Origin of the sequence: Tateyamaria sp. (genome assembly GCF_039940735.1) — a bacterium.
In the GTDB taxonomy this organism is placed as follows: Bacteria; Pseudomonadota; Alphaproteobacteria; order Rhodobacterales; family Rhodobacteraceae; genus Tateyamaria.
Genome location: NZ_JBDVGB010000037.1, coordinates 1 through 26,752 on the forward strand (window position 1 = coordinate 1; position 26,752 = coordinate 26,752).

At 56.4% G+C, this 26,752-nt stretch carries 27 protein-coding genes and 1 pseudogene; 14 read left to right on the plus strand and 14 right to left on the minus strand.

The window, feature by feature from the left end:
- Positions 1–616 precede the first annotated feature (616 nt).
- A pseudogene (locus ABJF76_RS07385) lies at positions 617–733 on the minus strand (IS3 family transposase); the annotation flags it as partial.
- A 56-nt stretch (positions 734–789) separates the two neighbouring features.
- On the opposite strand from ABJF76_RS07385, the gene ABJF76_RS07390 reads away from it, so the two are divergent.
- From ABJF76_RS07390 to ABJF76_RS07400, 3 genes are all read left to right on the plus strand, one after another.
- Positions 790–948 carry a hypothetical protein gene (locus tag ABJF76_RS07390; RefSeq protein WP_413821990.1) on the plus strand — a complete coding sequence of 53 codons (159 nt, stop codon included), beginning with the start codon at positions 790–792 and terminating at the stop codon, positions 946–948.
- Positions 949–1,159: 211 nt separating this feature from the next.
- Positions 1,160–1,963 (plus strand): CDP-alcohol phosphatidyltransferase family protein, encoded by an 804-nt coding sequence (locus ABJF76_RS07395; RefSeq protein WP_413821991.1) that lies wholly within the window; start codon positions 1,160–1,162, stop codon positions 1,961–1,963.
- Positions 1,964–1,995: 32 nt separating this feature from the next.
- A complete protein-coding gene (locus ABJF76_RS07400) occupies positions 1,996–2,688 on the plus strand; it encodes a phosphatidylserine decarboxylase (RefSeq protein WP_413821992.1) in 693 nt (230 codons plus the stop codon).
- Positions 2,689–2,691: 3 nt separating this feature from the next.
- Here ABJF76_RS07400 and pcaG read toward each other — a convergent pair whose 3' ends face one another.
- The 3 genes from pcaG to pcaC are packed head-to-tail and all read right to left on the minus strand — an operon-like array spanning position 2,692 to position 4,401.
- The gene (gene pcaG / locus ABJF76_RS07405; RefSeq protein WP_413821993.1) at positions 2,692–3,300 is read right to left on the minus strand and encodes a protocatechuate 3,4-dioxygenase subunit alpha; all 609 of its coding nucleotides are present in this window, start codon (positions 3,298–3,300) and stop codon (positions 2,692–2,694) included.
- A complete protein-coding gene (gene pcaH / locus ABJF76_RS07410) occupies positions 3,300–4,025 on the minus strand; it encodes a protocatechuate 3,4-dioxygenase subunit beta (RefSeq protein ID WP_413821994.1) in 726 nt (241 codons plus the stop codon). The genes pcaG and pcaH overlap by 1 nt, the downstream gene beginning before the upstream one ends.
- A complete protein-coding gene (pcaC, locus tag ABJF76_RS07415) occupies positions 4,018–4,401 on the minus strand; it encodes a 4-carboxymuconolactone decarboxylase (RefSeq protein WP_413821995.1) in 384 nt (127 codons plus the stop codon). Before pcaC ends, pcaH begins: the two co-directional genes overlap by 8 nt.
- Before the next feature lie 119 nt (positions 4,402–4,520).
- On the opposite strand from pcaC, the gene aspS reads away from it, so the two are divergent.
- The 4 genes from aspS (at position 4,521) to ABJF76_RS07435 (ending at position 9,830) form a co-directional block, all read left to right on the plus strand.
- A complete protein-coding gene (aspS, locus tag ABJF76_RS07420) occupies positions 4,521–6,371 on the plus strand; it encodes an aspartate--tRNA ligase (RefSeq protein ID WP_413821996.1) in 1,851 nt (616 codons plus the stop codon).
- A gap of 96 nt (positions 6,372–6,467) precedes the next feature.
- Positions 6,468–7,859, plus strand: a complete 1,392-nt coding sequence (locus ABJF76_RS07425; protein ID WP_413821997.1) for a DUF1800 domain-containing protein — start codon at positions 6,468–6,470, stop codon at positions 7,857–7,859.
- A 9-nt stretch (positions 7,860–7,868) separates the two neighbouring features.
- Positions 7,869–9,050: a DUF1501 domain-containing protein gene (locus ABJF76_RS07430; RefSeq protein WP_413821998.1), complete on the plus strand. Its 1,182-nt coding sequence runs from the start codon at positions 7,869–7,871 to the stop codon at positions 9,048–9,050.
- Between the two features lie 54 nt (positions 9,051–9,104).
- Entirely contained in the window at positions 9,105–9,830 is a 726-nt protein-coding gene (locus ABJF76_RS07435) for a GNAT family N-acetyltransferase (protein ID WP_413821999.1), read from the plus strand.
- Positions 9,831–9,839: 9 nt separating this feature from the next.
- Here ABJF76_RS07435 and ABJF76_RS07440 read toward each other — a convergent pair whose 3' ends face one another.
- Positions 9,840–10,556: a response regulator gene (locus tag ABJF76_RS07440; RefSeq protein WP_413822000.1), complete on the minus strand. Its 717-nt coding sequence runs from the start codon at positions 10,554–10,556 to the stop codon at positions 9,840–9,842.
- A gap of 132 nt (positions 10,557–10,688) precedes the next feature.
- On the opposite strand from ABJF76_RS07440, the gene mce reads away from it, so the two are divergent.
- Positions 10,689–11,093, plus strand: a complete 405-nt coding sequence (gene mce / locus ABJF76_RS07445; RefSeq protein WP_413822001.1) for a methylmalonyl-CoA epimerase — start codon at positions 10,689–10,691, stop codon at positions 11,091–11,093.
- Positions 11,093–11,368 (plus strand): DUF1467 family protein, encoded by a 276-nt coding sequence (locus tag ABJF76_RS07450; protein ID WP_413822002.1) that lies wholly within the window; start codon positions 11,093–11,095, stop codon positions 11,366–11,368. The genes mce and ABJF76_RS07450 overlap by 1 nt, the downstream gene beginning before the upstream one ends.
- Here the strand turns inward: ABJF76_RS07450 and ABJF76_RS07455 are convergent.
- The 4 genes from ABJF76_RS07455 to ABJF76_RS07470 all read right to left on the minus strand — a co-directional run bounded on the left by ABJF76_RS07455 (position 11,355) and on the right by ABJF76_RS07470 (position 14,459).
- Positions 11,355–12,044, minus strand: coding sequence for an EI24 domain-containing protein (locus ABJF76_RS07455; protein ID WP_413822003.1), 690 nt, complete (start codon positions 12,042–12,044; stop codon positions 11,355–11,357). The two genes, ABJF76_RS07450 and ABJF76_RS07455, sit on opposite strands and share 14 nt — an antisense overlap.
- The gene (locus ABJF76_RS07460) at positions 12,041–12,619 is read right to left on the minus strand and encodes a nitroreductase (protein WP_413822004.1); all 579 of its coding nucleotides are present in this window, start codon (positions 12,617–12,619) and stop codon (positions 12,041–12,043) included. Before ABJF76_RS07460 ends, ABJF76_RS07455 begins: the two co-directional genes overlap by 4 nt.
- 61 nt (positions 12,620–12,680) lie before the next feature.
- Positions 12,681–13,787, minus strand: a complete 1,107-nt coding sequence (locus ABJF76_RS07465; protein WP_413822005.1) for a class II histone deacetylase — start codon at positions 13,785–13,787, stop codon at positions 12,681–12,683.
- Positions 13,788–13,973: 186 nt separating this feature from the next.
- On the minus strand, positions 13,974–14,459 hold the full coding sequence (locus tag ABJF76_RS07470) for a VOC family protein (protein WP_413822006.1): 486 nt from the start codon (positions 14,457–14,459) through the stop codon (positions 13,974–13,976).
- A 231-nt stretch (positions 14,460–14,690) separates the two neighbouring features.
- Here ABJF76_RS07470 and ABJF76_RS07475 point away from each other — a divergent pair, with 231 nt between their 5' ends.
- Entirely contained in the window at positions 14,691–15,833 is a 1,143-nt protein-coding gene (locus ABJF76_RS07475) for a lytic murein transglycosylase (RefSeq protein ID WP_413822007.1), read from the plus strand.
- A 460-nt stretch (positions 15,834–16,293) separates the two neighbouring features.
- On the opposite strand, the gene trpS is transcribed toward ABJF76_RS07475, so the two are convergent.
- Positions 16,294–17,313: a tryptophan--tRNA ligase gene (gene trpS / locus ABJF76_RS07480; protein ID WP_413822008.1), complete on the minus strand. Its 1,020-nt coding sequence runs from the start codon at positions 17,311–17,313 to the stop codon at positions 16,294–16,296.
- 72 nt (positions 17,314–17,385) lie between these two features.
- Here trpS and ABJF76_RS07485 point away from each other — a divergent pair, with 72 nt between their 5' ends.
- Positions 17,386–18,069, plus strand: coding sequence for a rhomboid family intramembrane serine protease (locus ABJF76_RS07485; protein ID WP_413822009.1), 684 nt, complete (start codon positions 17,386–17,388; stop codon positions 18,067–18,069).
- On the opposite strand, the gene murJ is transcribed toward ABJF76_RS07485, so the two are convergent.
- Together murJ and ABJF76_RS07495 are read right to left on the minus strand one after the other, a co-directional pair.
- Positions 18,066–19,601 carry a murein biosynthesis integral membrane protein MurJ gene (gene murJ / locus ABJF76_RS07490; RefSeq protein ID WP_413822010.1) on the minus strand — a complete coding sequence of 512 codons (1,536 nt, stop codon included), beginning with the start codon at positions 19,599–19,601 and terminating at the stop codon, positions 18,066–18,068. The two genes, ABJF76_RS07485 and murJ, sit on opposite strands and share 4 nt — an antisense overlap.
- A 59-nt stretch (positions 19,602–19,660) precedes the next feature.
- On the minus strand, positions 19,661–20,494 hold the full coding sequence (locus ABJF76_RS07495) for a DUF547 domain-containing protein (RefSeq protein WP_413822011.1): 834 nt from the start codon (positions 20,492–20,494) through the stop codon (positions 19,661–19,663).
- Positions 20,495–20,621: 127 nt separating this feature from the next.
- Between ABJF76_RS07495 and ABJF76_RS07500 the strand changes: the two genes are divergently transcribed.
- Positions 20,622–21,158, plus strand: a complete 537-nt coding sequence (locus tag ABJF76_RS07500) for a hypothetical protein (protein WP_413822012.1) — start codon at positions 20,622–20,624, stop codon at positions 21,156–21,158.
- Positions 21,159–21,296: 138 nt separating this feature from the next.
- On the opposite strand, the gene ABJF76_RS07505 is transcribed toward ABJF76_RS07500, so the two are convergent.
- Together ABJF76_RS07505 and ABJF76_RS07510 are read right to left on the minus strand one after the other, a co-directional pair.
- Positions 21,297–24,068: a [protein-PII] uridylyltransferase gene (locus ABJF76_RS07505; RefSeq protein WP_413822013.1), complete on the minus strand. Its 2,772-nt coding sequence runs from the start codon at positions 24,066–24,068 to the stop codon at positions 21,297–21,299.
- A 27-nt stretch (positions 24,069–24,095) separates the two neighbouring features.
- The gene (locus tag ABJF76_RS07510; protein WP_413822014.1) at positions 24,096–25,292 is read right to left on the minus strand and encodes a penicillin-binding protein activator; all 1,197 of its coding nucleotides are present in this window, start codon (positions 25,290–25,292) and stop codon (positions 24,096–24,098) included.
- A gap of 90 nt (positions 25,293–25,382) precedes the next feature.
- Between ABJF76_RS07510 and rsmI the strand changes: the two genes are divergently transcribed.
- Positions 25,383–26,240 carry a 16S rRNA (cytidine(1402)-2'-O)-methyltransferase gene (gene rsmI / locus ABJF76_RS07515; RefSeq protein ID WP_413822015.1) on the plus strand — a complete coding sequence of 286 codons (858 nt, stop codon included), beginning with the start codon at positions 25,383–25,385 and terminating at the stop codon, positions 26,238–26,240.
- Positions 26,241–26,265: 25 nt separating this feature from the next.
- The gene (locus ABJF76_RS07520) at positions 26,266–26,688 is read left to right on the plus strand and encodes a YraN family protein (RefSeq protein WP_413822016.1); all 423 of its coding nucleotides are present in this window, start codon (positions 26,266–26,268) and stop codon (positions 26,686–26,688) included.
- The last annotated feature ends 64 nt before the right edge of the window (positions 26,689–26,752 follow it).

Genomic DNA, 26,752 nt, shown 5'->3' on the forward strand with positions numbered 1-26,752 from the left:
CAGGCGTGCCGCCCTCAGCCTGCTTCAACACGGCCATGATCTGTGCGTCGCTAAATCGTCCATTCTTCATCGTAAATCTCCTCAGATATCTTGCCGAGAAAATTCTACTTTTGAACACCACTAATTTTAGGGGGGATTACCTCATGAGGCGTCAATGGCCGAAAATTTGCAGAGGGTTTGTCCAGGGCTAGTGCTGATAGGCCATGGTGACTGTCGCGGCCGGAATCTTAGATGACTTCCTGCGTGACGATCAAGACAGTTGCAACGAAAACGAGGTAGAAGTTGGACTAGCGGGAAAGCGCGTAAGCGCTAAACAGCATAGCGCCTTCCAAGAAATTTTCCGCTCAGGCAAATCGCATCGTGAACGACCTAAGCGTATTGCTTTCATGTATAGGGTCCCGTTTGAAACACCACGATCAGCCGTAGTCTACCTAGAGGCGTAATTAAAGGAGCGGGCAAAGTACTAGCAAAGCTAGGCAAAGGGGGACCTAACGAGCGAAACGAACTTTGTGCTTTGTACTGCCTTGTGGACGCGTCGCGGCGAAGTGAAGCTGACAATGCAAAGCTTTCCGAATGTTGCTGAGCTTGCAATTGGGTTTGACGCTGACGGACAGTGCATGCCGCCTTTTTTCTTTCGGCGATAATAGGTTTGTTCGATCACACTGATCTGTTTGATCTCGTCAAGCAGGGGCATGCCTTGGCCCATCAAGACTTCAACCTGCCCCAACTTCACAACAACCTCTTCGGGCTTAAACTTCTTCCTCGCTTACCAACTCCGCTGTCTGCTCCATGGATGACGCTTCAACCGGGGGAAAGAACACCATCGCGGTTAGACGCCATGGCGAGGCCGTCGAAACACACCATTTTGTAGGCGATATCGCACTTTGGGAAGGTGGCCTTATCGAAATCCATACAGCCTTTGGTGAGTGTGTGGAGCGAGATTATTAATCTAAGACATGCTGTGTTTGTGGGGATTCGACGGGGGGATAAATGCTCATGCTTCGATCATGAACGTGAGTCCATTACCGAACATCGGTACAACAAACGTAAAGCGATTGTCAGATTGGGGGCATAAACGATTGAGGAACAGGTATCGCACCGCAGGTGTATATGTGGCAAGACTACTTGGGACACCATCGCATCAGCGTAAGGCAACGACATGACAAAAATGAACCGGGACGACCCAAGATCAGGCGCACTGGACGTTGCTGGTGGCGCTGATCGACCCGGCAACAAACGAATTAAACTTCGTCACATACTGCCCAGCTTGCTTACCGTGTTTGCGATTTGTGCCGGTCTGACCTCGGTTCGGATGAGCATCCACGACAACACCAGCGCTGCACTTTACCTTATTATGCTTGCTGTTTTGTTGGATGGAATGGACGGCAAGGTTGCGCGTTTTTTCGACACAGCCAGCCCCTTCGGAGCAGAGTTGGATACGCTTGCAGATTTTTTCAACTTTGGGATCGCGCCGGGCATTTTGCTGTATTCGGCAATTTTTCGCGGCACGGAATACGAAAGTATTGGGTGGCTAAGCTGTATGGTTTTGGCCGTGTGCTGCGCTTTGCGGTTGGCACGGTTCAATATCGCTTTGGACGACCCGGTGCCGCCTAAATTGTCGCATTCCTATTTCGTTGGGGTGCCTGCGCCCGCTTTGGCATGCCTTGCTTTGATGCCCACCTTTTTGATCTTAGATGGGTGGGAAACGCTGGTCGATTATGGGTACATTGTCGCTTTGTATATCGTTCTTGTCGCAAGCTTGGCCGTGTCGACCTTGCCGACGTTTTCGATCAAACACACCTCGGTCAAGCGGAGCTGGTTGCCATTCATCGTGATTGGATCCGTCGTGCTTGTTATGTGTCTTGTGGTCTATCCGTGGATTACATTGGTCATTGCAAATTTACTGTACTTGGCGACATTGCCTTTGGCCTATATGAGAGCACGTCGCCACGACGCGATGTAAACGAAATACTCTAACAGACGGAAATTCAACCGATGAACATGCTTAAAATCGTTGCTGTGCCCATGCACCCGGAGGGGCGCAAGTTTGTTGCGATTTTCGCAGGGATTGCAGTTGTGTTGGGGCTGATCTGGACGCCGCTGTTCTGGCTTGGGCTTGGGGTGACCGTTTGGTGTTACTATTTCTTTCGCGACCCTGTGCGCGTCGTGCCGCAGGATGCAAATCTGGTGTTGTCACCGGCGGACGGTGTTGTGTCTTTGATCGACGAAGTCGTCGCCCCCGCGGAATTCGGCATGGGCGACGCGCCGGTGGTGCGGGTGTCCGTCTTTATGAACGTGTTTAATTGCCACGTGAACCGCGCCCCCCTTGCGGGCACAATCCGGACTATCACGTATCACGCGGGCAAGTTCGTCAATGCCTCGTTGGACAAGGCCAGCGAACATAACGAACGCAACGGCTTGTCCATCGAAACGCCGGAGGGGGTGACCATCGGTGTCGTACAGATCGCCGGTTTGATCGCGCGCCGCATCGTGTGCTTTAAAGAGCCGGGCGATGCCATCGCCGCCGGTCACCGGTTCGGGCTCATTCGCTTTGGCAGCCGTTTGGACGTCTATCTTCCCCTTGGCGTGAAGCCGGTGATTTGCCTTGGGCAGACGGCAGTGGCTGGCGAAACCGTCTTGGCCGATTTGAGCGCGCCAGATACCAAGCTGATCGGCGAATTCATCTAAGCCTTAGACATCGAAAAAGACCGTTTCAGCAGGGCCCTGCAAGTGAATGTCGAACTGGTAGGTGCCCGGTTGGGTCTGCGTCGCGATCAAGGTCGGGACGCGGTTTTGATGTTCGATCCGAGTAAGCCACGGGTCGCGTTCATTCATCGGATCATCCGGGAAATACATCCGCGTTTGCAGGGCGATGTTAATCCCGCGCGCCACGATCCAGAATGAAATATGGGGTGCCATCGTGCGCCCGTCGGGAAACGGCGCGGGGCCGGGTTTTATCGTCTCAAGGCTCCAGACACCTGTCGCGCCGTCACCGGCCACGCGACCCCAACCGTTGAAATTTGGGTCTGCAGGTCCACGCGGATCATTGCCGGGGTAAATTCCCTTGGCATCGGCCTGCCAGACTTCGATCATTGCGTCCTTTAGGGGCGCGCCTAGGCCGTCAAAAATGGTGCCCGTTACTTTGATGCGTTCACCTTTTACACCGTCGCGGAACATGGTCGCGCCAAGGTCGTTCGGATAAACACCTGTGATGCCAGCGAAATTCGGCACACATCCGATATGCACGTAAGGGCCAGCGGTTTGTGACGGGCTTTCTTGTAGGTGGGTTAGTTTTTCCATCAATTCCCCTCCATCCGGTTTTCAAACGGGGTCGAACGTCGCCCACGCAGCACGATGTCGAACTTATAGGCGCGCGCATCCATTGGCACTGTATTGTTCATATCAAGGGGCGCGATCAGTTGCGCAACAGCCTCTGGGTCAGTGATCGTGCGCACGATGGGGCACAGTGGGATCATCGGGTCGCCTTCGAAATACATTTGGGTGATCAGGCGCTGTCCAAAGCTGGGCCCAAAGACGGAAAAGTGGATGTGGGCAGGGCGCCAGTCGTTCACACCATTGGGCCACGGATAGGCACCGGGTTTGACAGTACGTAAAGCATAACCGCCCTGATCGTCCGTGATGGTCCGCCCGCAGCCGCCAAAGTTCGGATCGAGGGCGGCAAGATACCCTTCTTTGGCATGGCGATACCGCCCGCCGGCATTGGCCTGCCAAAATTCCAGCAAGGCACCGGGCACGCCGCGTCCGTTTTCATCCAACACACGGCCGTGCACGATGATGCGCTGGCCGATTGCCATTTCACCGGGTTTCGCGAAATTTTGGATCAAGTCGTTGTCCAAAGGCCCAAGGATGTCGTGGCCAAAGACCGGACCGGTTTCCTCGCTGAGGGTGGTGTTCATCGATAACAGCGCACGCTGCGGTGAACGGAGCACACTGGTTTTGTAATCCGGCATCAACGGTTTGGGATGGCGATCGCGGTTGCGATGGAAAAGCGGGCCGTCAGTCATGATCGGCCTCCATTTCGGCATAGGTTTGTTTGGCTAATTTCAAAGCGTGATTGGCGCGTGGCACACCTGCATAGATCGCAACGTGTTGGAATGCTTCGGCCACGTCCTGAGGGGTGGCACCGGTGCGGGTGCAGGCGCGGATGTGCATTGGGATTTCATCAAAATTCCCGGTCGCGGCCAGCAAGGCCAATGTCAACATCGACCGTTCTCGCAATGTGATCGCATCCGAGGCCCAAACAGTGCCCCATGCGCCTTCTGTGATCAGCTCTTGGAATGGGGCATCAAGCGGTGTTTTGATCGCCTCGGCGCGGTCGACATGATCGTCACCCAACACGGTGCGGCGCACCTTCATCCCCTTTGTTGCCTTGTCGTTCACACGCGCCTCCCTGTTTTGGACGTGTTAGCACGTGTAACGGGCCTTTGTCGCCTTGACTTTCCACTCTTTGAGCGGTGTATCTGCGGCGACATTTGCCATACCCTCGAAGGGACGACACCATGCATGCTTTCCGCTCTCACACCTGTGCCGCGCTGACCTCGGCGAATGTGGGCGATACTGTCCGCCTGTCGGGTTGGGTGCATCGCGTGCGCGATCACGGTGGTATCCTGTTCATCGATCTGCGCGATCATTACGGCATCACACAAGTTTTGTGCGACCCTGACAGCCCGGTCTTTGCAGACGTCGAAAAAGTGCGCAGCGAATGGTGTATCCGCATCGATGGCACGGTTAAGGCGCGCGACGCAGATTTGGTGAATCCAAAGCTGCCCACAGGCGAAATCGAAGTGTTTGTGCGCGACATCGAAGTGTTGGGCCGTTCCGAAGAACTGCCTTTGATGGTGTTCGGGGATCAAGAGTATCCAGAAGAAACCCGCTTGGCCTATCGTTATCTCGATCTGCGACGGGAAAAGATGCAAGCCAACATGAAACTGCGCAGCGACGTTGTGTCTTCAATCCGCAAACGCATGTGGGATCAAGAGTTCCGCGAATATCAGACACCGATCATCACCGCATCCAGCCCCGAAGGCGCGCGTGACTTTTTGGTGCCATCGCGCCTGCACCCCGGCAAATTCTATGCGCTGCCGCAAGCGCCGCAGCAGTTCAAACAGCTGTTGATGGTGTCGGGCTTTGATAAATATTTCCAGATCGCGCCCTGTTTCCGCGACGAAGACCCGCGCGCGGATCGTTCGCCCACTGACTTTTACCAACTTGACCTTGAGATGAGCTTTGCGACGCAGCAAGACGTGTTCGACACGATCCAGCCAGTGCTGACAGGCGTGTTCGAGGAATTCGGCGGCGGTAAGAACGTGGACCAAACGTGGGAGCAGATCAGCTACCGGGATGCGGCCCTGTGGTACGGATCGGACAAGCCAGACTTGCGTAACCCTATCAAGATGCAAGTGGTCTCCGACCATTTCCGCGATTCCGGCTTTGCGATTTTCGCAAAGTTGCTGGAACAAGACGGCACCGAAGTGCGCGCCATTCCAGCGCCAACGGGTGGCAGCCGCAAGTTCTGTGACCGCATGAATGCGTTTGCGCAGAAAGAAGGCCTGCCGGGGATGGGGTATATTTTCTGGCGTGAAAAGACGGCGGATTCGGTTGCTCAAGAGCTTGGCATTCCGGTGAAAGAAGCCCAAGCCAAACTGAAGTCCGGTGAGGTTGAAGGCGGGATGGAAGCAGCCGGCCCACTGGCCAAAAACATCGGCCCCGAACGCACAGAAGCGATCCGCCAGCAGCTAGACCTTGGCGTTGGCGATGCGGCGTTCTTCCTTGGCGGTAAGCCCAAAGCGTTCGAATCCGTCGCAGGTCGCGCGCGCAATGCGATCGGTACTGAATTGGGTCTGACGGACGAAAACCGGTTTGCCTTTGCTTGGGTCGTAGATTTCCCAATTTATGAAAAAGACGAAGAAACCGGCAAGATCGACTTTGAGCACAACCCGTTTTCAATGCCACAGGGTGGGATGGAAGCGCTGCAAGGCGATCCGCTAAAAGTTTTGGGCTATCAGTATGATCTGGCCTGCAACGGCTATGAGCTGGTGTCGGGCGCGATCCGGAACCACCGTCCGGAAATCATGTTCAAGGCGTTTGAAATCGCAGGCTATGATGAAAGCGAAGTGCGCAAGCGCTTTGGTGGCATGGTCAACGCATTCCAATACGGCGCGCCGCCCCACGGTGGGTGTGCCGCGGGCATCGACCGCATCGTGATGCTTTTGGCGGGTGAGCAAAACATCCGCGAAGTCATTCTATTCCCGATGAACCAACGCGCCGAAGACTTGATGATGAATGCGCCATCGGAACCGGACAACGATCAGCTAATGGAACTGGGTTTGCGCGTTATTCCGCAAGACTAGGCACTTCTTTGCGTACGCCGAACTTGGTGGATGTGCATCGCGGGCGTTGACGTGCTATTTCTGTCAGAGTTCCTGACAAATGGCAGAGAGTGACACGTGCGTAAGTTTGACCCAATATTGGCGGAAATCCGGTTCGGATATGGCCTATCGCCGAGAATTGCCGCGCCGCGGGACGCGGCGCTTGTTTTATCGGGATTAAGCGCGCCTGATGACATGGTGGCGCGTTTCCCGACCGAACCGTTCAATGTCTTTCGCGAACGTATGGTGGCAGCGCAAGCCGCGAACACCGTGCGTCGCAAGGCACGCGGTACGGAACAGGCCCAACAGGCGCGTAAGAACCGCAATCTTATCAATGCGGATGCGCGCCGGGCTTGGATGGGGTGGATTGGTCAAACACTGCTGCGCCGAACCTACTCTGAAACACCGTTTCGCGAACGTCTTGTCGCCTTTTGGGCTGACCACTTTACGGCCACTGGAAAGCGCGGCGTTATTCGGCGTGCCACGACGCCTTATGTTGATGATGCCATCCGGCCATTTATCACCGGCCGTTTTGCCGATTTGCTGCAAGCGGCGGTGATGCATCCGGTGATGTTGGACTATTTAGATCAAACAAAATCCATCGGGCCCAACAGTGATCTGGCAGGACGTCGTTCCAAGAAAAAAGGGTCGGGATTAAATGAAAACCTGGCACGTGAAGTGTTGGAATTGCACACGCTGGGCGTCGATGGTCCTTACACCCAAACGGATGTGACCCAACTTGCTGAAATGTTCACAGGTATGACGTTTCAAGCGAAAAACGGGTACAAGTTCCGCAAGGATTTTGTCGAACCAGGCGAGGAAACCGTGTTGGGGGAAACTTATCCGGACGCCTATAACGACAAACCGGTGCGCGCAGTGCTTGAAGACCTCGCCGCGCATCCCGCCACGGCGCGACATGTGGCGTGGAAGTTGGCAGTTCATTTCACGACCGACACGCCGGATGATACGTTGGTGGATGCGCTGGAAAATGCATATCTTACCCACGATGGCGCGTTGCTGCCGCTTTATGAAACCTTGCTTGACCACCCGTCGGCGTGGGCACCGGACTTGGTCAATTTCAAACCTCCAATCGATTTTATGTCTTCGGCCTTTCGTGCTTTGGCGCCAGAAAGTGATGCAATCGCAGGGGTCAAAGCAGGCTCCATTCGCCAGTTTATCACCGGGCCATTGATCACAATGGGACAAGCTTGGGAGTCGCCGGGCGGACCGGATGGGTGGTCAGAAGATGACCCTGACTGGATAACGCCTCAAGGGCTTGCTGCGCGTGTTACTTGGGCAATGAACGTGCCCAACGTTTTCATGGGTACGTTGCCGGACCCACGTGGTTTTGTCGACACCGCGCTGGGCGCCTATGCCGATGATGTGGTGCGTTTCGCGGCGGCCTCTGCCGAAAGCAAACCCGAAGCCATTGGTCTTGTTCTTATGTCCCCGGCCTTTCAACGCAGATAGGAAATCGTCATGTCTTCGTCTTTGTCCCGCCGTAGTTTTTTAGCGCGTTCTGGTATCATCGGTTGTTCTTTGGCGGCCAGCCCTTTGCTGACGCCGGTCAGTTTTGCAGCAGCGCCTTGGGATACCCGATTGGTTGTGATCATTCTGCGTGGTGGAATGGATGGGCTAGACGTGGTTCAACCTTACGGAGATCCGGCGTTTTCCAAATTGCGTGGATCACTGGCCTTGGGGGCCGAAGGCGGTGCGCTGGACCTTGATGGCTATTTCGCGCTGCACCCACGACTCGCCCCTTTGATGCCGATGTGGAAGGCGGGGCAGCTTTCATTTGTGAACGCAGTATCCACGCCTTACCGCGACAAGCGCAGCCATTTTGACGGGCAGGATTTACTAGAGGCGGGTACATCTTCGCTTGCGGGGGTGCGCGATGGGTGGCTGAACCGGATGCTGCAAACGGTTCCAGGCATTACCGCGCAAACAGCGTATGCAATCGGGCGCGAGGACATGCGCTTGCTGACTGGCACGGCGCAAGTGGCGAATTGGTCGCCCGATGCGGAATTTGATCTTAGCCCCCAAGCCGAGCGTTTGATGGAATTGATCACAGAAGCCGACCCCGCCATGCATGCCGCACTGTCAGAGGCGCAGATTTTGTCCGCATCCGGCATGGAACGTAGCGAAAAGAAGGGCAGTAAGACTTCTGATCACGTTCAAGTCGCAGAGTTTGCAGCACAACAATTGTCGGACGAAGCGCGCATTGCGGCCTTTTCGTTGAATGGTTGGGATTCTCATAACAATCAGCAACGCGTCATCGGTGGCGCTTTGGACCGGTTGGCGGAAACTCTAACGACGCTTCGCGGTAAGATGCGGGGCGATACCTGGAGCAAAACAGCCGTGGTTGCGATGACCGAATTTGGCCGCACTGCACGCGAAAATGGGACCAAGGGTACGGATCACGGCACGGGTGGGTTGATGGTTCTTGCCGGCGGGGCCGTCCGAGGCGGACAAGTCTTCGGTGATTGGCCGGGCTTGGCGGAAAGTGATCTGTATCAGGGGCGCGATTTGATGCCTACGGGTGATGTGCGTGCCCACGCGGCTTGGGTGATGCGTGGTTTGACAGGTCTTGACCGCGCCACGCTTGAGGGCTCGATCTTTCCTGGGGTTGATTTGGGCCGGGATCCGGGCCTTTTGTTGTAAAATAATGGTCTGAATTCACTTGGCGTTAGGCGGAACACCGCCTAACGTTCCGCCATGTTTGAACTTTATCGCCCAAACCACACACCTGTCCCAGATTGGACGCCACCGCCCACGCCGGACAACACGCTGGTGTTGAATGGGCAGTATTGCAGTCTAGAGCCTTTGGTCGCCGAAAAGCACGCGGCACTCTTGTTTCGCGCTTATGTCGGGCAAGACCACGTCTGGACGTATATGCCCTATGGCCCATTTTCATCTTCTTCTCAGTACCATCGTTGGATGCGCGAAACAGAAACCGATGCGGGTGTAGAATTCTTTGCTGTTAAGAACTTGGAAAGCGGTGCATTCGAAGGCGTGGCAAGCTTCTTACGGATTGCACCAACGGCGGGCAGCATAGAGGTGGGTCACATCAATTTTAGCCCGGCTTTGCAAAACACGCGCGCAGGCACTGAGGCGCTGTTTTTGATGATGGCTTGGGCCTTTGGCGCAGGTTACCGGCGGTTCGAATGGAAATGCGATGCGCTGAACGAAGGGTCGCGCCGCGCGGCGCAACGGCTTGGCCTGAGTTATGAAGGCGTCTTTCGGCAGGCTACCGTGGTTAAAGGGCGCAACCGCGATACAGCGTGGTTCGCTGCGATCGATGCTGAATGGCCTGCTCTGCAGGAAGCGTTTCGGGTCTGGCTTGATCCTGCCAATTTTGACCCTCAAGGCCATCAAACGGAACGGTTGTCTGACTTGACTGGCCTTGTGCGTGCCGCCGAAGACCCTTGGTTGGGCCGCTAAGGCTGCGCGCTAGATCGCAATTTTCTCGGCAAGTCGAAGTTGGACGAGACCGGCGATCGTGGCTGCTTCTGATGTAGCTGAATCGCCGCAAGCGCGTTTCGCCGCCAAAGCATCAGTCGCAGTCGCTAATTCGCGATCTTCGGCACTGCGCGCCACGCCACCCAGAAACTGTGCAACATAATCGAGAGTGCGCGTGTCGCTTCCCGCTTCTAGAACATCGGCAACATGGGCCATGTCATCACGATATGCGATCGGATCCGGTTCAACCAACTCCTGCGGGACAGCGCGTGGTCCGGCGGGGTGGCGATCCATCGGAAGGTGCGTCAGGATGGTGTCCTGAAATACGGCCAATGACACAATCGGTTTATCCAAAAAGCCGTCTGCACCAGCCCCCATCACCGATTCTTCACCGTCAAAGTCCCCGGACGTTCCAAGGATGACGTCTGGGCGTTGGTTCGATTCGACTAGTTCGCGAATTAAATCAGACCCATTGCCGTCAGGTAAGCCGACATCAATGATCGCAACTGACGGGCGATAGACTTGCAAATGACGCCGCGCCGACCGCAAAGTATCAGCCCGCCTAATGCGTGCACCGCTGCGTAAACACAGCAAACGCAATGCTTCGCAGGCGTAGCGACTGTCTTCGATCACCAACACAGTCAGGCCCAGCAATGGGCGCAGCGCGGTTGGCGCGGGGTAGTTTGGCGTAAAAGGGTCCGTATCCATATGCCGTCCTCCAGGAACAATTGCGATTCATGGTTACGCATGGTTGCCTAACAGCAAGTTAACACGCGCCCTTGCACCGCTGCTTTTGCTTGGCGATAAGGAACAAACTGCCCAAACTCAGAGGATTTTTGGATGATTGGTCGCCTGAACCACGTTGCCATCGCTGTACCTGATCTTGAGGCTGCAGCATCGCAGTATCGCGACGCGCTGGGCGCAAAGGTTGGCGCGCCACAGGACGAACCCGACCACGGCGTGACCGTGGTGTTCATCGAACTGCCAAACACCAAAATCGAGCTTCTATACCCGTTAGGCAAAGACAGCCCAATCAACAGCTTTCTGGAAAAGAACCCCGCAGGTGGAATGCATCATGTTTGCTATGAGGTGGATGACATCATCGCCGCCCGCGATCACCTTAAATCCACTGGTGCCCGCGTGTTGGGCAACGGAGAACCTAAGATTGGAGCTCATGGCAAGCCGGTCTTGTTCTTGCACCCCAAGGATTTTAACGGCTGTCTGGTCGAATTGGAGCAAGTCTAATGGGTATTACTTCGGCTCTTGTTTTGTATGCGGTGATTTGGTGGATGTGCTTTCTGATTGCGCTGCCCATCAAGGTGCAGACCCAAGGTGATTTGGGCAACATCGAACCCGGAACCCATGCGGGCGCACCTGAACACCACCACCTTAAACGTAAGGCGTGGATCGTCACGGGTGTCGCCTTTGTTTTGTGGTGCATCATCGCGGGTATCATCATATCGGGGTGGATTTCCCTTAGCGACATGGGCTGGTTTGATCGCGCGCTTAAGCCTTTGTAAGCTTGTGATAAAGATGGGTGAACGTCGCGGCTCCGATGATGGGGATGAGCAGGTTTACCAAGGGAATCGACAACGGAATTGCCATCAACGTCCCGGCCAACCAAATGGTGCCGATATAGGCGCGGCGTAGCGCTTTGGCATTGGCGCGGCCCACGCGGCGCATGGCCGCCAGCATAAAATATTCCCGTCCCAACAAAAAACCGTTCAGCCCCCAAAAGATAAAAACCGCAACGGGCGCAAAGATGACGTAAAGAATCAGCGCCAATAGGTTGGCTGCGATCAATACTCCTAGAAAGTTCACGGTATCTATCACCGCATCCCCAAAGGGTACCTTGGTCGGGGCAGGCAAGTGGGGATAATGCCGATCCTCGACCGCGGCGGCGACTTCGTCCAGAAACATCGACGTGATCGCCGAGGCAACCGGCATCATCAAAAAGACCGACAGCACGAAGAAAAGAAAAAACGAACCCCAGCTAAGGATATGTCCAAGCCATGTGATTTCACCGATCCAAGGGACAGTCACAGAATCCGCCGTCAGGGTTCCGATCAGCCAAACAAAGCCCGACGTTGCAGCGATCAGCAATGCGATTGTCAGCGCCAAACCCAACAATAGAACGCGGCGAAAACGGCGGTCGCCGATCTGGCCAAGTGCTGCAAAGAACGACGATAAGATCATGTATCGACCCATGTTGTGATGGCGTTCAAGTCCGGGCGTGGGCGGTCCGGCGGAGCACTGCTTTCGGTGCCGATATGAATAAAGCCAGCAACGCGTTCATGATCGCTAAGCCCCAGTGCTTGTTGCATAAATCCGCGATCATGGCTGGGCCATCCACTCAGCCAATTGGCCCCCCAACCCGCAGCTAAGGCTGCATTGAGCAGCGCAAGGCACACAGCCCCGGCGGAATAGGTTTGTTCGAGATGGGGGATTTTTTCCGATGATTTGTGCACTTCGATGACAGCCACAGCGAGGTGACCCTGATCGAACTGCGTGCGTGCCTTGGTGACTTGCTCTGGATCAAGCCCAGCGGTTTGGGCGCAATCCTGTGCCGTTTGTGCCAGACGCGGCATCGCGCCCTTTTGCAGCACAATAAAACGCCAAGGTTCCAACTTGCCATGATCAGGGGTGCGCGCAGCTGCCGTCAGCAAGGTTTCAAGCGTGGCGTGGTCGGGCACGGGTTCAGACAGTATTTTGGCGGGGCGGGACCGGCGCGTTAGTAGAAAGTCGAGCGCGGCAGGGTTTGGTGCGGGCATATGTTACGCCTTTTTACATAATTTGTGTCATGTCGGGTCTAAACCCCACGTCGTCAAGAGGTCAGAGGCCCAATTCTTTGGCCATGTGGTCTATTTCACCGCGCAGAAAAGCATCAAAACGAGGCCCCGGCTGACGCGCGTTCAGGGCGTGCGCCATGGGGTCGGGGGCGGTGATTTTACTGCCTGAAAGGGCCTCAAGCGTGGCGTGGCCACAGAACGGAACATAGATTTCCGAGTACCCGCCCTCGTGGGACAGAACCAGTTTTCCGTCGCAGACACGTTCAGCTAGAGTTTTGATTTTCTGGGTCATTTCGCGGAATGTTTCGGCTGTGGCAAGCATACGCGCCAGCGGATCAACTGCACCAGCATCGAAACCACAGGCGACGATGATAAGGTCAGGATCATAGGCTTCGATCGCGGGAATCGCGACGCGATCTATGGCGTGTAAATAGGCGGTGTGACCCGCGCCTGCTGGCAACGGAAGGTTCAGGTTGAAACCTTGTCCGGCCCCGGCGCCTCGATCCGCTAAAGCGCCAGTGTCTAGAGGGTAATTGCCCTCTTGATGCAGCGAAACTGTCAGAACATCGGGCCGATCATAAAAAATGCTTTCGGTGCCATTGCCATGATGCACGTCCCAATCAAGCACAGCTATGCGTAAATCAGGCTGGGCGACTTTGGCGGCTTCAATCGCGATGGCGATGTTGGCGAGCAGGCAAAAGCCCATAGGGCCATCGGCGCGGCAATGGTGGCCGGGTGGGCGGCTTAAGGAATAAGCATTGGTGTGGGTGCCGTTTAGCACATCGGCAACAGCGCCCGTTGTCAGGCCTGCCGATAGCGCGGCAAGTTCGAAACCACCTTTGGCAAAGGGGGCGTGGTGACCAACTTCGCCGCCGTTGTCATCCGACAGTGCTTTGAACGTGTCGATATAATCGGCGTCATGCACAGCAAGGATTTGCGCCATCGTGACCTCGGGGGCGGTCGTCACCGACAAGTCGTGTGTCAGGCCTGTCACGTCCATCAAATTCTTTAGACGGCGTTTGGTTTCGGGACTTTCGGGCAGACCACCAGCGGCAAGAGGTTGAACCAGACCGCCCAAGGGCACGGTAAAGGCATAGTTGCCGCCGCCATGCCACATGGTGCGTTCGTCCCAATAAAATCCCGTGCTCATGCCGTCCCCCTAATTGACTACCCGCAGCGTGGCTGAAATCGCATGCAGACGCAACGCGCACCGAGGGGCGTTCTCATCCCCATTTGGGAACCAGAGGTAATACCCACAACCAAGCAGTTTTCGTGGCATATAATATGTGCACACCTTGCGTCTTGCTGAAAACACAAACGAGGGGTTAAATCGGCACTACCGTGCATCTGCAACCAGAGCCACCACATCAAGCGGCGTGTTGGTCATTGCCAAATGACTGCCCGCATCACGGGGCCATTCTGAGGCTGGATGGTCACGATAAAGCTCGATGCCGTTGCCATCAGGATCGCGGAAATAGACCGCCTCAGATACGCCGTGATCAGCCGCACCATCCAGAACGGTGCCGTGATCTAGCACACGCTGCACCGCCGCCCCCAATGATGCGCGATCCGGAAATAGAAAAGCCACATGATACAGCCCCGGCGCTGGTTCCTGTGCGGGGTCTGCACCGCGTGAATGCCATGTGTTCAGGCCGATATGGTGGTGATAGTCACCAGCCCCCAGAAACGCAGCCTGATCGCCATAACGCTGCGTTAGGCTAAATCCCAAAACGTTTCTGTAAAAATGGATGGCGCGTTCTAAATCGCTTACCTTGAGGTGAATGTGACCGACACGGGTGTCGGAGGGTACAGTGTTGGGCATTGAACTATCCTCTTCTTCCATAAAAATATGGGTATATGCCGTTTTTGTAAGGCGCATTTGCACACAGAAATGGTGCTTTTTTGATGCGGCCGCATATGTCGTCGCGTGGTCGGGGCGATCAAAACGGTGAGATTGGTTGCGGGCGGTACACCGCCCAATGCTGCATATCCTCTTTGCGCAGGCCGCTTCTCGGGGTAGGTTATTTGAAAACTTAAAGAAGTGAGCAGACCCATGTTAGTAACACGTAGATCAGCCATGGTTGGATTGGGCGCATTCGGCCTTGTCGCATGCAGTTCGGGTGCCGTGCCCAAAGCCGCGGCCGCAAGCGGGTTGCCCGCAGACCTGCGCCCCGCGCCCAATGCGGGTTATGACGCTTGGGTGGCAAGCTTTCGCGGCCGCGCTGGGCGGCAAGGCATTTCCGACACGACACTAAACGCCGCCTTTCGCGGAACGGGCTATTTGCCCGGTGTTGTGACGCGCGACCGCAATCAGGTCGAATTTTCCCGCACGCTTGAGGACTATCTGTCCATCGCCACGTCGGACGAACGGGTCGCAAAGGGGCGCGCGGCTTTTGAACGTCATCGCAGTACGTTGGCCGACGTCGAGGCACGCTATGGCGTCGAAGCCGAAGTCGTGACGGCGATCTGGGGTCTCGAAAGTTTCTTTGGCGAGCGGCGCGGCGATGTGCCGGTGGTGTCGGCCACATCGACCTTGGCTTATGACGGGCGGCGCGGTGCATTCTTTGAAAAACAATTGGTTGCCGCGCTTAAGATTTTGCAATCGGGTGACACGACTGCCGGCAACCTTAAGGGATCATGGGCCGGGGCGATGGGGCACACACAGTTCATCCCCACATCCTATCAAGCCTTTGCCGTAGATTTTAATGGCGACGGGCGGCGCGATATCTGGTCGAATGATCCTGCGGATTCACTGGCGTCCACGGCGGCCTATCTGTCGCGCAATCGCTGGACCAAAGGTTTAAAATGGGGCGGAGAAGTTGGCAATGGCGCACCCGCTGGGTCGATCATTCAACCGCAAGCGGGCGGGCCGCGTTTCTCGGTCACGTCGAATTTCCGGTCAATCAAGACGTATAATAATTCAGACAGCTACGCGATTGGCGTCGGCCTTTTGGCGGATCGGATTGCCGGGGGTGGGCCTTTGCGCGGGTCATTCCCGCCGGACAAGTTTGGACTGACCAAGGATGATCGCATCACGTTGCAGAAGCGCCTGACTGGGCGTGGCTTTGATACAGGTGGCGCAGATGGGGTGCTGGGCAAGAAAAGCCGTGCGGCGATTTCGGCCTATCAAAGTAGTTTGGGGCAAGCCCCGACGGGTGATCCGTCGGTGGCGTTGTTGCGGTCATTGGGCGGGTAATTTTGTTTGATGGGGTCGGCGAGCGATGTTTGGTTTGAGTCCAAACTTACCGATTTTGTAAAATAAACTCGCGCAAAGTGGGGCGAATTTATTGGATTGCAATAATTACTTACGCGACCAAAGTTTATACAGTTGATATAAGATGTAGAACGGGCCTGCAAAGAATCCAAAATCAAGTATGATTGTGTAACCTCCATTCCCACCAAATTCAGGGATCGTAAATTTAAGTACAACAATACAAAGGTAACCAACTAGATCATATCGAAGACGTTCCTTGGTGTTCATATCTCGATAGTGTTTCAATTTTCAGCCCCTAAACCCGGAATAGCGCTTTCGATAGTGTCGTCGTTTAATCAACGTTAAAAGAACTCTACCTTGCTGACAATTGATTTACCGACAGGTCGTTTCGTCCGTAAAACAGACTTTCCCTCAAGCTCTACGCCTCGGTCAGAATGCGCCTCTAGCTGCCGACCATCCCAACAATTTCATAGGTCTTTTTCAAAATCGGGGCGGTGATTTCTCGCGCCTGTAATGCGCCCTTGGCCAGAACCTTGTCGATTTCGGTCACGTCATCCATCAGGCGCGCCATTTCGCCTGAAATTGGTGCAAGCTTGGCCACGGCTAAATCTGCTAACGCGGGTTTGAATGTTCCGAACTGCGCGCCGCCATGTTCGGCCAGCACTTGATCGACAGACATGTCCGCAAGGGCTGCATAGATGTTGACCAGATTGCGCGCCTCTGGACGGTCTTCCAGCCCTTTGGCCTCGCTTGGCAACGCGTCGGGGTCGGTTTTGGCTTTGCGGATTTTCTTGGCGATGGTGTCAGCATCATCCGTCATGTTGATGCGGCTGGCATCTGATGGATCGCTTTTGGACATCTTTTTTGACCCATCGCGCAGGGACATCACGCGCGTTGCCGCCCCTTCGATCACAGGTTCGGTCATGGGAAAGAAATCAACGCCGTAGTCGTGGTTGAACTTGGCCGCGATGTCGCGGGTCAGCTCAAGATGCTGTTTTTGATCGTCGCCCACGGGCACGTGCGTGGCGTGATAGACCAGAATGTCGGCTGCCATCAGGGCCGGATACCCGAACAGCCCAAGCGACGCGTTTTGCGCGTTCTTGCCTGCTTTGTCCTTGAATTGCGTCATGCGTTGCATCCAACCCATACGAGCGACGCAGTTGAAAATCCAACCCAATTGGGCGTGCTCAGGCACGGCGGATTGGTTGATCAGGATCGATTTTTCGGGGCTGATGCCGGACGCGATAAAGCCTGCGGCCAGCTCGCGCGTATTGTGCACCAGCGACTTTGGGTCCTGCCAAACGGTGATCGCGTGCAGGTCGACCATGCAATAGATCGTCTCGTAATCTTCTTCTTGCATGGACACAAAGCGTTTGATGGCGCCCAGATAATTGCCCAGCGTCAGCCCGCCCGATGGCTGGATGCCGGAAAAAACGCGGGGGGTGAATGTGGTGTCTGACATCTTAGGACCTCTGGGCAAATCTGCCTTGCTGGCTTACCCATGGGGCCAACAGTCGTCAAGCAGGCCAAATTTATGTCAGAATTTCACGATCCCAGCCCCATCAACCCTTTGCCGCCTGCGGTTTGGCTGCTGTTCATCGCACTTGCGTTGCCCGAACTTGCCTTTAGCGTGGGCGAGGCGGGCTTGATCGGTGGGCCGCAAGCGGTAGGGTGGCGGCTGAATGCGCTGAATGACTATGCGTTTTCTGGGATCGCGTTTGATTTCATGATCGACAATGGGCGGTTGCTTCCTGAACATTTGTTGCGTTTTGTGACCTATCCGTTTGTGTTCGGGTCGTTCACGTCCTCGATCTTTGCGGGGGTGATTTTGCTTGCGATGGGCAAAATGGTGGGCGAGATCTTGGGGGGCTTCGCTGTCATCTTGATGTTCTTCCTGTCGGGCATTTTTGGGGCGCTGATGTTTGGGCTGTTGACGAATGAGCCGTGGTTGGTCGGGGCGTACCCCTGCGTTTACGGGCTGATTGGGACCTATACGTTTCTATATTGGCAGCGGCAGGTCGCCAGTGGCGGGCCGCAAGGACAGGCCTTTATGCTGATTGGCGTGCTGATGGGAATTCAGCTGGTCTTTGGCGTGCTGTTTCAGGTTGGGTATGAATGGGTCGGCGAATTGGCTGGTTTTGCGGCGGGCTTTGCCCTGACGGCGCTTGTGGTGCCGGGGGGCATGCGCCGACTGTTGGGGGTTTTTCGTCGCCGCTAGCGGCGGACGGCCCCTTTGACATCGGAAAGCTTAACGCCGCCCAATTTGTGTGCTGCTCCGAAATAGCTGAAAGCGGCAAGGATGATCAGCGCCAGAAGTGCGATGTAGCGCAGGCCCGGGGTGCCTAGGGCAGGCTCTAATAAGATAGTCGAAACCCAAAGAACCGCCCCCATAATCAGCGCCGACAAAATAATGCGCGGCAGGCGGTGGCGATAACGCGCGTCAACATGCACGGCATCCCCCATTCCGCGCAGCCCCCAATACAGTAGCCCAAGCATGACCCACCCGGCCAAAGTGGTGGCGATGGCCGGTGCGATCCAACCGACAACGGGGGCAAGGCCGATGGCAAGGCCTGCATTGATGACCATCGCGACCACGGCGAAATAGAACGGACGTTTTGTGTCTCCGCGTGCAAAATACTGCGGTTGCAGCACTTTTTGCAGCACAAAAGCAGGCAGGCCAAGGCCATAGATCGCGACTGCAACGGCAATGGCAGCCACATCGTCCGTGTCTGTCGCGCCGCGTTCAAACAAAACGGAAACCAGCGGCAGCGGGATTACCATCAGCGCAATCGCCGACGGCACAGTAAGGGCCATCGCGAATTCACTTGCGCGGGAATAAGCGTCGCGCGCGCCGCCCATATCGTTTGCTTTCAGCTTGCGAGACAAGTCAGGCAGCAACACGATACCGACCGCGATGCCTACAACGCCGAGGGGCAGTTGATACAAACGATCTGCCGCAAAAAGCCAGCTGACGGCGCTATCATATTGGCTGGCAACCAGTTGCCCCACCACAAGGTTGATTTGCATCACGCCGGTAGCCAGCGCCGCGGGCACGGCAGTGCGCACCATCAGCGACATATCCGGGGTCCAACGTGGTAGGCCGGGCTTCAACGCAAAGCCAGCACGTGCGGCCGCCCCCCAAGTGAGCGCCAGTTGTGCAACACCTGCAAACGGGATCGTCCAAATCAGCCAGTTGATCACGCCGCCGCCTGTGATCCATGCAAGCGTCATTGCCCCGATGACCATAACGTTCAGCAAAACTGGTGCCGCAGCAGCAGCAGCAAAGCGGCCCGTCGCGTTCAGCACGCCAGAAAACAACGCCGACAGCGACATAAAGAAGATGTAAGGAAACACGATGCGCCCAAAGCCGACGGTCAGATCAATTCGTTCGGGGCTAAATCCGCCAGCCGTCGCCCACACAAGGGCCGGCATAAAGATCATCGCCAAGGCCGTCAGCATCAGTGTCACCAGCGCCAGCCCATTCAATGCGTCGCGTCCAAAGCGGGCGGCGTCTTCGTCTCCTTCAAGCTTACCAGAAAACATGGGGACAAAGGCCGCGTTAAAAGCGCCTTCGGCAAAGAAACGGCGGAACATGTTGGGCAGACGGAATGCTGCGACAAAGGCGTCCATCAAGGGGCCGGGGCCAATTAAGGAAAGGATCATGATCTCGCGCACAAAGCCCAGCACGCGGCTGGCCAATGTCCAAAAGCCGACGGTCAGGAAGCCGGACATGAGGCGGATCGGTTTCATGGGATGGGCGTAGCGCTTGGGCGCTTGGGGCGCAATAGCTGGGCCCGCAACCGCTGCGATCAACGGGCTTCGTTCAGGCCCCAATCATACGCATATTTGTCGATACGACCCCGCCGCGCGAGGGCGGCGCTTTTTTCTGGCGGGGTATGTGCGACAAGCTGGGCCAAGACATCTTGATTGGTGGTGCCAAAGTCCTCTCGGAACCAGATGAAAATTTTTGAAGCCGTCACTCGGCCATTCGCGTCCACCGACACACCACGAGGATGCGCAAGATAAGCAGTTTGGGCCGCTTCAAAATCCGCATCAAGGCTTTGGGGGCGCCATGCCTCTGCCTTGAGGTTTGGGCATCCCAAAGCCGCGCAATTCAACGCGTAATGAACGCGAGGTTCTTTGAAATGTGCCCGCACGATCCGGTGTTCGATGTCGTTTAGGGACAGGGCCTGCCCGCGCACCTGCACGTCAGGGCGGTTCCAAGGCCCAAGGCGCAATGGCCCGTCCGAGATGTCTCGGATGCTGGCGACGGGGTAATGGTCGAGGATCAATGCGATGGTTTGCGCATTGTAAAGGTTAATCCAGAAGGCGAGTTGCTGGTCGCGCGTGAGGGCCTGTGGATCCGTCGCCTCAAGCTGGTCGACAAAGGAATTGAGCGATGCGCGATCCTTTGGGCTGACGGCTTTGTATCGCAGTCTTGCGATGCCGCTGTCGTCGACTGTGCGATACCGTTGCAGGAAGGTGTCGTAAGCGGAGTAATTCACGGTGATACGCTGCCGGTCTGCTGCCGCAGCCCAATTCGCACCAGCAATTGGGGCGACCTTTGGCAGCGCGATGCGTTCGACAGATGCGCACGCCGTCAATGCCAGAGGGAGGAGAAAGGCCGCAAAAAGGCGGAGCATGGTGCGAATTCCTTCGGTTGCAAACTGCGCCAAGTATGCCAGCCCCGCCTGCGCACACCAGCCCGCCTCAAGCGGACGTGTCCAATCGTGTGAGGCGTGAGTGGTGATTGCGCTGGCGTTAATATCGATGCGCAAGGTCAGGGCGGTTTCGCTTGGTGCTAACTTTGTTGGGGATGCGGCCCCCATCGCGATAACGACCGAGACCCCCGATCACTTTGATTTGCCAGCCCGTTTTGCGGTGGCGCGTGTCGTTTATGGCTCAACGCATGCGGCAGGGGCAGAAGAAACATCGCTTTGGACCGACTTGGCGGACCGCGCAGCTGAAATTGGTAGCTTTACGCCGCTTGTAATTGGTGAAAGCAATCGGCGGTACTGGAGCAAGCCAAACTTGGTCGAGAACGCGCGTGCGCAGCGGTACGATTATTTGATCAAGGTCCAAATGTATCCGTCAGAAGGATCGGCAGACGTGACCTTGTTCCATACTGGGTCCGCAGGCGTGATGGCCACAGTGCAGGTTGCATCGCCCGGCCGAGGGCAACGTGGATTTTGGGGTGGCCGCATAAAAAACCCTGCTCGATTAGACCGGGCCACGTTGAAGATCGCAAAGTCGACAATTCCCATGGTCGAAGACATGTTGAATGGTGCCCTATTGCGCCAGCGCTAGCGGCTCAGGCAATCAATGCGCGAACCAACCAAGCGACGTTCGGCGAGGCGCTTGGGATCTTGAATTGCCGACCGAAAGCGCCTGCGGTTTCACCGCGCATTGAAGTCAGATCTTGAGGCAGATCTCGCGCGCAGGCTATTATTCCTTAGCCCGTTCAACACCTTCGGTGATTGCCGTGCGCAGTCGTTTTTCCAGCGTCTTTTGCTTACTTTCGGTGTAATATTTCAGGCCGAACATGTCTTTGACATAGAAGGTGTCGACCACCTGTTCGCCATAGGTCGCGATGACGGCGTTGGCGATGTAGACGTTTGACGCCGCCAGCGTGCGCGTCAGATCATAAAGCAGCCCGGCACGGTCGCGGGTGTCGACTTCGATGATGGTATAGATGTCGGATCCGTCGTTATCGAATGTGATGTGGGTGGGAACCTTGAACGCTTTTTCGCGTTTCTTGACCTTGTCGCGGTCTTTGATCGCCTCGCGCGTGACGACTTCGCCCGCAAGGGTGCGTTCGATCATCTTGCGCAAGCGTGGCAGGCGGGCGGCATCATAGGGGTTGCCGTCAGCGTCCTGTATCCAGAACACATCTGTCACAAAGCCGTCTTTGGTGGTGTAACTGCGCGCATCGACCACGTTGGCCCCAACAAGCGCCAATGCACCTGTAAGGCGTGCAAAGATGCCGGGGTGGTCGGGCATTGCAAAACAGGCGCGGGTGGCGTCGCGGTCTTCGTCTGGGTGTAGGTCGATTGCGATCTCGTTGCCGGCATGTCCGCGCAGTAAGTTGGCGATGGCCACATGAGCGGTCACATGCAGCCCTTGCCAGTAAGGATCGTAATGGCGGGCGGTTTCGGTTTGCAAGTCTTTGCGCGGCCAGTCCGAAAGGGCGGCGCGCAGGTCTTTCTTGGCCTCGGTGCCGCGATTGTGGCGAGTCAACGCCTCCATCCCGTCCTCAAGCGCGCGCTTGGTCTGGCGATAGAGCGCGCGGATCAGCACGGCCTTCCAGTTGTTCCACACATCCGGGCCGACGCCACGAATGTCACAAACGGTCAGCACACACAGAAGATCAAGCCGTTTTACGGTCTGCACTGCTTTGGCAAAATCGCGCACAGTGCGCGGGTCGGCGATGTCGCGTTTTTGGGCCATGTCGGACATAAGCAGGTGATACCGGATCAACCATTCAACGGTGTCGACCTCGTCCTGTTTCAACCCCAACCGAGGGCCGATTTTGCGCGCCATCTGGGCCCCAAGAATTGCGTGGTCTTCGGGTTTGCCCTTGGCGATATCATGCAGCAGCAATGCCACGTATAATACACGGCGGCTTACGCCCCGCTTTAGGATCGAAGAGGCAACTGGCAGGTCTTCGACCAATTCTTCTTTTTCGATCATGGCCAGTTGCGCGATGCACTGGATGGTATGTTCGTCCACAGTATATGAGTGGTACATATTGAACTGCATCATCGCCACGATGTCGTCGAATTCGGGGATAAAGGCTGACAGCACACCGAGTTCGTTCATGCGCCGCAGCGCGCGTTCTGGATTGCCGTGTTTCAGCATCAGATCAAGGAACAGGCGCTGTGCCTCGGGCGTGTTGCGAAAGGCGTCGTCGATCAGATGCAAGTTGGAGGCGATCAATCGCATGGCATCCGGGTGGATCAACATGCCTGTACGCAAGCCTTCTTCGAAGATGTGCAACAGGTTTAGCGGATCGGCAAGAAAAGTCGCATCGTCGTTGATCGCAAGGCGGTTGTGGATCACGCGATAGCCAGCCTTGACCTTGCGTTTGCGTTTGAACAGCCGTTCCAAAAGCGGTTCGTCTTTCAGGTGAACAGCCTCAAGTTTGGTGAGGAAAATCCGGGTCAGATCGCCAACAACGGTTGCTTCGCGAAAGAACGCTTGCATAAAAATTTCGACACCACGCCGTCCGGCTTTGTCTTTGTAACCCATGGCCTCGGCAACGGCGACTTGCATGTCAAAAGACAACTGTTCTGTCGGGCGCCCGGTCAATAGATGCAAATGGCACCGCGCAGCCCACAAGAAATCCTCGGCTGTGACAAAGGCGTCAAACTCTTCCTCGGTGAACAGCCCAAGGGAAACCAATTCCGCGGGGTCTTGAACCTTATGGGTGTACTTGCCGATCCAAAACAAAGACTGCAGATCGCGCAGGCCGCCTTTGCCTTCTTTGACGTTGGGTTCGACCACATAGCGCTGGCCTTGGCGAATGTGACGAGCTTCGCGTTCGGCCAACTTGGCCTCGATGAACTGACGTTCAGTGCCTGCGAACAAGTCGGCCTGTAGGCGGGTGTCGAGTTCTGCCGCGAGGGTTTCGTCTCCGAACAGAAAACGGTGTTCAAGCATGGCCGTGCGGATCGTGAAATCTTCGGTACCAAGGCGGATGCAGTCTCGCACCGTACGGCTGGCATGGCCGACCTTGAGCTTGAGGTCCCACAGAACATAAAGCGTGGCTTCGATCACGCTTTCGGCCCACGGGGTGATTTTATAGGGCGTCAAAAACAGCAGGTCGACGTCGGAAAACGGCGCCATTTCACCACGCCCGTACCCACCAACGGCAATCACGGCCAGCTTTTCGCCCTGCGTTGGCGTGGGGTTCGGATGAAGGACATCTTGCGCAAGGCGCAACGCGCTGCGCACCAAACAGTCTGTCAGATAGGAATAGGCCCGAATGGTTGCGCGCGATGCAAAAGGGTCGGCACGAAACGCGTCTGCGATGCGCGCGCGCCCTTGCGTTTGCGCGTCTTTGAGGTGGTCCAATATGTCGCCGCGAACGTCTGTTGCCGCACCATTTTTCGCGCTGAGCATTGCAGCGTCAAACGCCGCCCCGTCAAATATATCGGAGGCGGCGCAGATTAGGTTTCGTGTGCGCGTGTCGGGCGCATCCAAGGTAAGTTCGGTCACGGGATGCTCCTGACAGGGCGTGTGGGTTTAGGAACCTGCGCCGCCAAACCCGCGTGGCGCTGGGCTGATGATGCTCACTTGGTTGTTGCGCACAGTGGCGACGGCCAGACCGCGTTCGTTGGTGCCATCCGCTCGCAGGCGAAAGATACCCGTTGCGCCCTGAAAACCGGACCCTTGCGTCAAAGATCCATGGGACAGTGCATTTGCCTTGCCTCGGCTGACCAATGCGCCAACTGCGGCAATTCCGTCAAAGGCAAGTCCCGCGATTGGGTGCGGTGCACTGCCATAGGCTGCTTCGTATTTGCTGCGGAATGCAGATGAGGCACCCGGATCAGGCAGCGTAAACAACCCACCTTGCAGGCCGGGCAATTGCAATGTTTGAGCTGGAATGTCCCAGCGGGTCAACCCGAGATACTGGGTCGTCGATGGCGACACGCCGGCTTCGGGTAGAAGTTGCGCAAGCAACGGTAGCCCCGCGGCAGGTGACGCGGTCAGGAAAACGCCGTTGGCGCCCGCGCTGTCCACAGCCGCTTTGACGTTGGGCACTGCGGCAAGCAGCCCTTCCTGAGACAGTGGATAGTCAACGGTGCCTGCAAGTGTCGCTCCGCTGCGCGCAATTGCTTGGGTGATCGCATTGCGACCCAACTGCCCCGCGACGTCCCGTGCGTGTACCACGACGATTTTGTCACGGCCTTGGCTTGCGGCGTGGCTGACAAGGCGGTTAGCCGTGTTGTCAAAGGTGGCGCCCAAAACAAAGACGTTGCCGCCTGCGATAGTTGTGTTGTTGGAAAAGGCCAGAACATTTACGCCCTGTTCGGCAGCAACGACACCAACCGCGTTCGCCGCTTCGGCGAAAAGCGGGCCGATGATGATGTTCGCGCCGTCATTGATGGCAAGGGCCGCTTGGCTTGCCGCAGTCTGCGCGTTGCCTGCTGTGCCATAAACACGCAAATCGATCTGCACACCGCTCAAATCGCGGATCGCAAGGCGGGCTGCGTTCTCAAGGTTGGTTGCCAACAGGTTGTCGCTGGCCTGCGCGGATCCGCGTGGCACAAGCAAGGCCACCGGTATGGGCTTTGAAGCGTCGATTTTCGGGCCACTGTTCCCCAATCCACCACCTAACCCACCAAGGGCGGCAGGGTCACAGGCGGCAAGGGCCAACATGGCTACTGGCAGAAAAGCGCGGCGTGTCGCCTTGCGCAGGGTCTTTAAAAACGCGAACATGATGCAGTCACTCCCAACATTCGGGGCAGTGCAGGTGCCGACCCGATTTCTAGGGCCGGATCATAAACGTACAAAAAGGCGGGTCCAGCGTTGAATCATATCAAAGGCGTTCTCGGCGCGGGACTGTGGTTTGTTGGCGTGCCAATCGGGACGGCGCGCGATATTACGCTGAGGGCGCTGGACGTGCTTGCCAGTGCGGACGTGCTGGTGGCCGAAGACACGCGATCTTTGCGCAAATTGATGGATATTCACGGGGTTCCCCTAGATGGGCGGCGAATCGAGGCGTTGCACGAACATTCTAGAGAGGCCGTTGTTGCAAGGCTTGTGGCGCGCGCCGCGGCGGGTGAAAGCGTTGCCTATGCGTCTGAGGCGGGTATGCCGTTGATTGCGGACCCCGGCTTTGAACTGGCTCGCGCAGCACGAGTGGCGGGCGTTACGGTGACTTGCGCGCCGGGGCCATCCGCCGTGCTGACAGCGCTGGTGGTGGGCGGATTGGCGACGGATGCGTTTTATTTCGCCGGTTTTTTGCCGACCACACGCAACGCGAGAAAAACAGCCCTGCGTGCGCTTTCAGGCGTACAAGCAACACTGGTGATGTACGAATCACCCAAACGTGCGGGCGCATTGTTGGCTGATGCTGTCGAAGTGTTGGGCGCAGACAGACCCGCGACACTGTGCCGTGAATTGACGAAGAAATTCGAAGAAACGAGGCACGGTACGGTGCAAGAGCTTGCCGAACATTACGCAACCACCAACATCAAAGGCGAAGTGGTTGTGCTGATTGGGCGATCCGAAGCGGTCGCCGTTAATGAAAAAGACATCGAATCGGCACTACAATCAGCGCTCGCGGATATGTCGGTAAAGGATGCTGCGGCCTTTGTGTCGGAAACCTTCGATGTGCCCAAGCGACAAGTGTATCAACAGGCGTTGTTGTTGTCGCGTGATTGACAGTGGTTAAGACAGGAAGATTGCGATGACGTTTGCGCCAAGGGTACAGGATTTTGATGCAACCAACCCTGTTGTTCAGGCGCAGATATCTAAAGGCCGTACCTCTTATTTGGCGGGGCTCGCGGCAGAAGACTGCGTGGCCGCGCAATACGTCGCACTTGGCTATGTGCTCTTGGAAACCCGCTGGCGAGGGCGGCGGGGTGAGATCGATTTGATTTTTGCCGATGGTGATGACGTCGTTATGGTCGAAGTGAAGAAAAGCAAAGATTTTGACACCGCGATGTCCCGGATAACTCGCGCCCAAGTGCAACGCCTGTTCGTCACCGGCGAGGAATATCTTGGGACTTGTCCGCGTGGGTCTTTGACGGATGTCCGGTTTGACGTGGCATTGGTGGATCGACACGGGCAAGTATCCGTTCTGGAAAACGCTTTTGCGGCATGGATTTGACGCGTGCAAAGTGGCGGCTTTTGCTGTCGTGCGCTTTTGCACAGGCCTATGCCATTGCACCGCG

Excerpts from the sequence above, each read along its gene's own strand:
- ABJF76_RS07500 (WP_413822012.1), top strand. The coding sequence starts at position 20,622 with ATGCGCAAGGTCAGGGCGGTTTCGCTTGGTGCTAACTTTGTTGGGGAT.
- ABJF76_RS07485 (WP_413822009.1), top strand. The coding sequence starts at position 17,386 with ATGTCAGAATTTCACGATCCCAGCCCCATCAACCCTTTGCCGCCTGCG.
- aspS (WP_413821996.1), top strand. The coding sequence starts at position 4,521 with ATGCATGCTTTCCGCTCTCACACCTGTGCCGCGCTGACCTCGGCGAAT.
- ABJF76_RS07455 (WP_413822003.1), bottom strand. The coding sequence starts at position 12,044 with ATGATCTTATCGTCGTTCTTTGCAGCACTTGGCCAGATCGGCGACCGC.
- ABJF76_RS07460 (WP_413822004.1), bottom strand. The coding sequence starts at position 12,619 with ATGCCCGCACCAAACCCTGCCGCGCTCGACTTTCTACTAACGCGCCGG.
- mce (WP_413822001.1), top strand. The coding sequence starts at position 10,689 with ATGATTGGTCGCCTGAACCACGTTGCCATCGCTGTACCTGATCTTGAG.
- trpS (WP_413822008.1), bottom strand. The coding sequence starts at position 17,313 with ATGTCAGACACCACATTCACCCCCCGCGTTTTTTCCGGCATCCAGCCA.
- ABJF76_RS07510 (WP_413822014.1), bottom strand. The coding sequence starts at position 25,292 with ATGTTCGCGTTTTTAAAGACCCTGCGCAAGGCGACACGCCGCGCTTTT.
- ABJF76_RS07470 (WP_413822006.1), bottom strand. The coding sequence starts at position 14,459 with ATGCCCAACACTGTACCCTCCGACACCCGTGTCGGTCACATTCACCTC.
- ABJF76_RS07520 (WP_413822016.1), top strand. The coding sequence starts at position 26,266 with ATGACGTTTGCGCCAAGGGTACAGGATTTTGATGCAACCAACCCTGTT.
- ABJF76_RS07465 (WP_413822005.1), bottom strand. The coding sequence starts at position 13,787 with ATGAGCACGGGATTTTATTGGGACGAACGCACCATGTGGCATGGCGGC.
- ABJF76_RS07435 (WP_413821999.1), top strand. The coding sequence starts at position 9,105 with ATGTTTGAACTTTATCGCCCAAACCACACACCTGTCCCAGATTGGACG.
- ABJF76_RS07400 (WP_413821992.1), top strand. The coding sequence starts at position 1,996 with ATGAACATGCTTAAAATCGTTGCTGTGCCCATGCACCCGGAGGGGCGC.
- ABJF76_RS07390 (WP_413821990.1), top strand. The coding sequence starts at position 790 with ATGGATGACGCTTCAACCGGGGGAAAGAACACCATCGCGGTTAGACGC.
- ABJF76_RS07440 (WP_413822000.1), bottom strand. The coding sequence starts at position 10,556 with ATGGATACGGACCCTTTTACGCCAAACTACCCCGCGCCAACCGCGCTG.
- ABJF76_RS07495 (WP_413822011.1), bottom strand. The coding sequence starts at position 20,494 with ATGCTCCGCCTTTTTGCGGCCTTTCTCCTCCCTCTGGCATTGACGGCG.
- ABJF76_RS07430 (WP_413821998.1), top strand. The coding sequence starts at position 7,869 with ATGTCTTCGTCTTTGTCCCGCCGTAGTTTTTTAGCGCGTTCTGGTATC.
- ABJF76_RS07395 (WP_413821991.1), top strand. The coding sequence starts at position 1,160 with ATGACAAAAATGAACCGGGACGACCCAAGATCAGGCGCACTGGACGTT.
- pcaG (WP_413821993.1), bottom strand. The coding sequence starts at position 3,300 with ATGGAAAAACTAACCCACCTACAAGAAAGCCCGTCACAAACCGCTGGC.
- pcaH (WP_413821994.1), bottom strand. The coding sequence starts at position 4,025 with ATGACTGACGGCCCGCTTTTCCATCGCAACCGCGATCGCCATCCCAAA.
- murJ (WP_413822010.1), bottom strand. The coding sequence starts at position 19,601 with ATGAAACCGATCCGCCTCATGTCCGGCTTCCTGACCGTCGGCTTTTGG.
- ABJF76_RS07450 (WP_413822002.1), top strand. The coding sequence starts at position 11,093 with ATGGGTATTACTTCGGCTCTTGTTTTGTATGCGGTGATTTGGTGGATG.
- ABJF76_RS07475 (WP_413822007.1), top strand. The coding sequence starts at position 14,691 with ATGTTAGTAACACGTAGATCAGCCATGGTTGGATTGGGCGCATTCGGC.